At 50.3% G+C, this 5345-nt stretch carries 5 protein-coding genes; all 5 read right to left on the bottom strand.

The features are described 5' to 3' along the window. Nucleotides 1–786 (bottom strand): bis(5'-nucleosyl)-tetraphosphatase (symmetrical) ApaH (gene apaH / locus ACRC27_RS07280; RefSeq protein ID WP_438639538.1); only part of this gene is annotated, 786 nt, incomplete at its 3' end. Nucleotides 787–917: 131 nt separating this feature from the next. Further along, nucleotides 918–1763, bottom strand: coding sequence for a 16S rRNA (adenine(1518)-N(6)/adenine(1519)-N(6))-dimethyltransferase RsmA (gene rsmA, locus ACRC27_RS07275; RefSeq protein WP_438623470.1), 846 nt, complete (start codon nt 1761–1763; stop codon nt 918–920). Further along, nucleotides 1760–2779 carry a 4-hydroxythreonine-4-phosphate dehydrogenase PdxA gene (gene pdxA / locus ACRC27_RS07270; protein WP_438639537.1) on the bottom strand — a complete coding sequence of 340 codons (1020 nt, stop codon included), beginning with the start codon at nt 2777–2779 and terminating at the stop codon, nt 1760–1762. Before pdxA ends, rsmA begins: the two co-directional genes overlap by 4 nt. Further along, nucleotides 2748–4043 (bottom strand): peptidylprolyl isomerase SurA, encoded by a 1296-nt coding sequence (surA, locus tag ACRC27_RS07265; RefSeq protein ID WP_438630074.1) that lies wholly within the window; start codon nt 4041–4043, stop codon nt 2748–2750. The genes pdxA and surA overlap by 32 nt, the downstream gene beginning before the upstream one ends. 96 nt (nt 4044–4139) lie before the next feature. Beyond that, nucleotides 4140–5345 (bottom strand): LPS assembly protein LptD (lptD, locus tag ACRC27_RS07260; protein ID WP_438639536.1); only part of this gene is annotated, 1206 nt, incomplete at its 5' end.

Below are 5345 nucleotides of genomic sequence, written 5' to 3'. Positions count from 1 at the left end.
ACGTTGATCATCCCAGCGTAGCAAGGTCAGGTGGTTTCCCCAGACACAACCGGTATCTAATGCATAGACTGCCGGTTGGTTAGTTTTCCCAAGCAGTGAAGCCCAATGGCCAAAAACTACCCGATGGTTAGCCAGTAGTCGGTTGGGCAACTGATACCACGGCAGCAGTGGTGCAGGCGCTTGCTCTGCAGGCAGTTTACAGTGCATTTCAAGCCGCCCGTCAGGGTAGCAAAAACGCATGCGGGTGAAGGCATTGATAATATAACGTAGGCGGTCATCACCCTGTAAATCCGGTGACCACTTATCAGGCAAATTGCCATACATCATGCTGAGCATCGCCTGATACTGTGGGCTACGTAGAACCTGTTCCACCTCTGCGGCACAGGCCGCCGCGGTGCCTAGATCCCAATCTGGCGAGATACCGGCATGTACCATGACAAACGGATAGGTAGGGTGTGCCAGCAGCAACGGTTGCTGACGCAGCCAGTGCATCAGTTCGTGACGATCGGGAGCCTCTAAAATCGGTTGCAGGTAATCACGTGGTTTGGCTTTGGCAAGTCCGGCATCAATACTGAGTAAATGCAGATCATGGTTGCCTAAAATGGTGCGCGCTGCCGAGCCTAACGAACGTACAAAACGCAGACATTCGAGTGATTTTGGCCCGCGAGCAACCAGATCACCGGTTAGCCACAGCTCATCATCTTGCGGATTAAACGCCACCTGTTCAAGTAGGGCTAAAAGTTCATCATAGCAACCTTGCAGATCACCGACCAGATATGTTGCCATTGCCGTAGATACCTTACTTTTTGCGGGATGTAGTGCAAGAAAATATGTACTGAACGCTGATATCAGCAGTAAATTGATGATATCAGCGCCCGTATTTGCAGCATAATTTACACTAAATTCACGGCTACAAATTAACGCGGATCGTGTGCGGCATGCGCATCAGCAGCTTGTGGCGGGTTTTTATCCAGCCAGTTTGCTAGCATGCAGTATTGCTCAACGGTAATGTTTTCCGCGCGCAGACCTGGGTTAATGCCTAGCGCTTCGAGTTGTTCAACACTGAACAGGTGGCCAAGACCATTACGGATCGTTTTTCGGCGTTGGTTGAACGCATCGGTAGTTACACGGCTCAGCCAGCGCAGGTTTTGTACCGGATACGGTTTTTCTGCGTGCGGGATCAGGCGTACTACAGCGGAGTCAACTTTTGGTGCCGGCTTAAACGCATGCGGAGGCACTTCGAGTACCGGAATGACCTGACAAAAATACTGTGCCATCACACTTAAACGGCCATACGCTTTGCTGTTTGGGCCTGCCGCCAGACGATTAACCACCTCTTTTTGCAGCATAAAATGCATATCACTGATGCTGTCAGTAAAGCTGAACAGATGAAACATCAGTGGGGTTGAGATGTTGTATGGCAAGTTACCAAATACACGCAGCTTTTGCCCTAATTCAGCGGCAATCTGACTGAAATCAGCAGTCATTGCATCTTGCTGGCGTACGGTTAGTTTGTCTTTTAATTTTGGATTATTGCGCAGGCGTTCGGCCAGATCGCGATCGATCTCGATCACGGTCATATGATCAAGATCGCGGGCTACAGGTTCGGTCAGTGCGGCAAGGCCGGGGCCGATCTCGAGCATAGCTTGATCATTACGTGGGTTGATCGCGGCGACAATACTATCAATGACAAAGAGATCATTAAGGAAATTCTGGCCAAAACGTTTACGGGCACGGTGGCCAAGGTGAACACTGTCATTCATTGTGTTTGTGAATCCGTCATAGTAATCGCGAGAGTGAGCGCTGTCCGAAAGCTCCCCTCGTCAGCAAGTCGGGTACCGGCAAGATCCAATGCCGTTCCGTGATCGACTGAGGTGCGGATATACGGCAACCCCAGTGTAATATTTACCGCACGGCCAAAGCCCTGATACTTAAGTACCGGTAGCCCTTGGTCATGATACATGGCCAGTACTGCATCGGCATCGTGCAGGTATTTATCTTGAAACAGTGTATCTGCAGGCAGTGGGCCAATCAGATCGAGCCCTTGCTGGCGCAGTTGCTGCAAAACCGGCTCAATGGTGGTGATCTCTTCCATACCCATATGCCCGCCCTCTCCGGCATGCGGATTGAGGCCACACACGTAGATACGCGGGTTGGCACAGCCAAATTTACGCTGTAAATCCTGATGCAAAATTTGGATCACTTCACGCAGGCTATCAACGGTAATGGCATCGGCCACATCGCGCAGCGGTAAATGGGTAGTGGCAAGAGCAACCCGCAACGTGTCGGTTGCCAGCATCATCACGACCTTTTCGCATCCTGCACGCTGGGCAAAAAACTCAGTATGCCCGCTAAACGGGATACCGGAGTCATTAATAATGCCTTTATGCACGGGGCCTGTAATTAGCGCAGCGAACTCACCACGCTGACAGCCGTCGGCTGCACGTGCCAGTGTATTGAGTACATAGCCAGCATTGGCACTGTTTAGCTCTCCGGGAATAGCCGGTACTGGCAAGGGTTCTGCTAAAATTGTCAGTGTTCCAGCGGCCTGCGGGCAGGCCGCTGTATCAGGAGCGTAAGGTGTTAACGTTAGCGGCAAATCCAATGCAGCAGCACGGCTATGCAGTAACGCTGGGTCTGCACACACCACTAACTGTACTGGCCATGCCTGTTGTGCCAGCTTTACCACCAGATCAGGGCCAACCCCAGCAGGTTCGCCGGGGGTGATGATCATGCGTGGTATGCGATTACTCATCGCTTGGGTCAACCACTTTGACATACGCGGCAGCACGTTGCTCTTGCAGCCAGACCGGAGTCTCTTCTGCGAACTTCATGTTAAACAGCATGCGGTAGGCACGATCTTTAATGGCCGCATCGGTGCGGTCAACTTTTTTGGTGCCGAGTAACTGCACAATATGCCAGCCAAACGGTGTCTTAAAGGGTTGGCTGATTTGATCTACCTTGAGGCTGTCAAGTTCGTTGCGGAACTGCGGTACGAATGCATCAGGCAGCGTCCAGCCTAAGTCCCCGCCCTGTGCGGCAGAGCCTGGATCTTGTGAATACTCTTTTGCCAGTGCAGCAAAGTCAGCTTTTTTAGCCAGCAGATCTGCCCGCATTTTCAGCAGTTGCGATTGTGCTTGTTCATCACTGAGCATGACTGAGGTTTTCAGCAAAATGTGACGGGCATGCACTTCGGTGGCCTGTACGCTCTGCTCTTCACCACGTAGCGCATTGACTTTGAGGATATGGAAGCCGACACCGGTACGGAATGGGCCAACCAGTGTTCCTGTGGTGGCATTGGTGATTTTTTCCGCAAACACGGTCGGGATGCTTTGTGGGCGTACCCAGCCTAAGTTACCGCCTTCCAGTGCTTTTGGACCAGAAGAGTTGGCGATCGCCATTTTTGAGAAGTCAGCGCCTTTTTTCAGCTCACGCATGACCTGTTCGGCTTTAGCTTGGGCGGCATCCACTTCACTTTGGGTTGGGTTTTCCGGTAGTGGGATCTGGATGTGGCTCAGATTATACTCTTGACCTTTTTGCACTTGCTGACTGATCTGTTTGGCTAGCGTATCAACCTCTTGCGGCAGGATATTAATCCGGCTACGTACTTGTGAGTTACGCGCTTCGGTTGCCAACATCTCTTTGCGGATCTGTTCGCGGTAGTCGGCATAATTGATACCCTGCGATTGCAGATTTTGCTGCAACTGCCCGACACTCATGCGGTTTTGTCCGGCAATGGTTGCAATTGCACCGTCAAGATCGGCATCGTTGACGCTGATCCCCAGTTTACCGGCCAGTTGCAACTGGATTTGATCCAAAATCAGGCGATCAAGCACCTGATGGCGCAGTGCGGTATCATCCGGCAACTGCTGATTAGCTTGCCGTGCATTCAGTTTTACTGATTGCATCAGGCTGTTGACATCACTTTGTAGTACCACGCCGTTATTGACGATTGCAGCTACCTGATCAATTGATTGCGGGGCGGCAATCACACTGGTACTGACCATTGCCAGCAGTGAAAACCACGTCTTCCAGTTCTTCATTCGCCTTTCCATCCTGCGCTTTGCAGCGTTTAATTAATAAGGTAAATATCTGTTATTGAAGTTAACCGTACACACATCATCCTATGATAGGTGTTATTAGTTATTCAATGTAAACGGACGCTGATACGGCAGGATACCACTACCCAACATCTTACCGATACCGGTTGAGTAGTTGTTGCCAAGGCCACGGATCTCAACATTGAATGAAACAGCATTATCATAGGTGCTGGTTCGCGTGTTGTTGTCGTAACCAATTGTTTTTCGCTCATACATCAGGTTCACCGCCCAGCAGCAGGTATTATATTGTAACCCCAACAGCTGTTCTGCCGACTGTTTCAAACCGGTATCGTAATAGTATTGGCCGACAACGCCCAATTTATCGGTCACCGGCCATGCTGAAACTAAGCCCACTTGTGAGATGTTATGGTCATAGTTCTTATTCGGCAAGGCACTGTTGATGTACTCCTGACTGGCATAACGGTAGTTGAGTTGGACTAAACGTTCGCTATCTTTACGGTACTCAACGGCGGTATTGGCCAATGTCACCTGCTTGTCTTGCGGGTCATATTGTACTCCAGCCTTGGCGCTCCAGTTCTCATTGAACAGCACGTTAGACTCAGTGGCCCAGGCAGAAGTTCGCGCTTCATGTTGCGCTTTTTCAGTAATGCGCGGTGCTGACAGGTAAAAGATCTGCCCGATAGCAAAGTTAAAGCGCTCATTAAGGCCCTGATCGAAGATCCGCGTGGTTAAACCGGTAGTGATTTGATTGGCCGATGAGATACGGTCTAAACCGCTATAACGGCGATCACGGAACATACCCAGATAGTCGAGTTGCAGAGCGGTAGAGTCGTAGTTGCCGATAGCTTTTTGATCAGTATACGGACGATACAAGTACTGCACTTGCGGCTCTAAAGTCTGGGTGTAGCCGTTTAGCAGGGCTGTATCTCGCTCTAAGATCATTTTAGCATCGATCTTTCCTTGCGGAATCAAACGTGAAACAGACTCTTCTAATGATGAATTAGCCGTATTTTGCGTTGGAATATCTTGCTGATAGTGGGTGGCATACAGCTTGCCGCTCGCCTCTATGCTGCCCCAGCGGTTAGCCAGCGGGTAACTGAAGCTAGGCTCTAAATGTACCCGTGTTGCTGTCGGCATTACTGGATTATTATTTTCAAAACGTACAATTTGGCCGAACAGGTGGGTATTGAGTTTCTCATCGAGCAAACTGGTGTTGTAATAGTTGATATCGAGCTGTGGCGAGGTGCGATAGACGCTGGCTACTTGGCTGTCAAAAACCTGAAA

Origin of the sequence: Plesiomonas sp., assembly GCF_051650925.1 — a bacterium.
Lineage (GTDB): Bacteria > Pseudomonadota > Gammaproteobacteria > Enterobacterales > CAMTGL01 > Plesiomonas.
The sequence above is the reverse complement of the archived record's forward strand: the minus strand, read 5'-3'. Positions and strand labels throughout refer to the sequence as shown.

Excerpts from the sequence above, each read along its gene's own strand:
- pdxA (WP_438639537.1), bottom strand. The coding sequence starts at position 2,779 with ATGTCAAAGTGGTTGACCCAAGCGATGAGTAATCGCATACCACGCATG.
- rsmA (WP_438623470.1), bottom strand. The coding sequence starts at position 1,763 with ATGAATGACAGTGTTCACCTTGGCCACCGTGCCCGTAAACGTTTTGGC.
- surA (WP_438630074.1), bottom strand. The coding sequence starts at position 4,043 with ATGAAGAACTGGAAGACGTGGTTTTCACTGCTGGCAATGGTCAGTACC.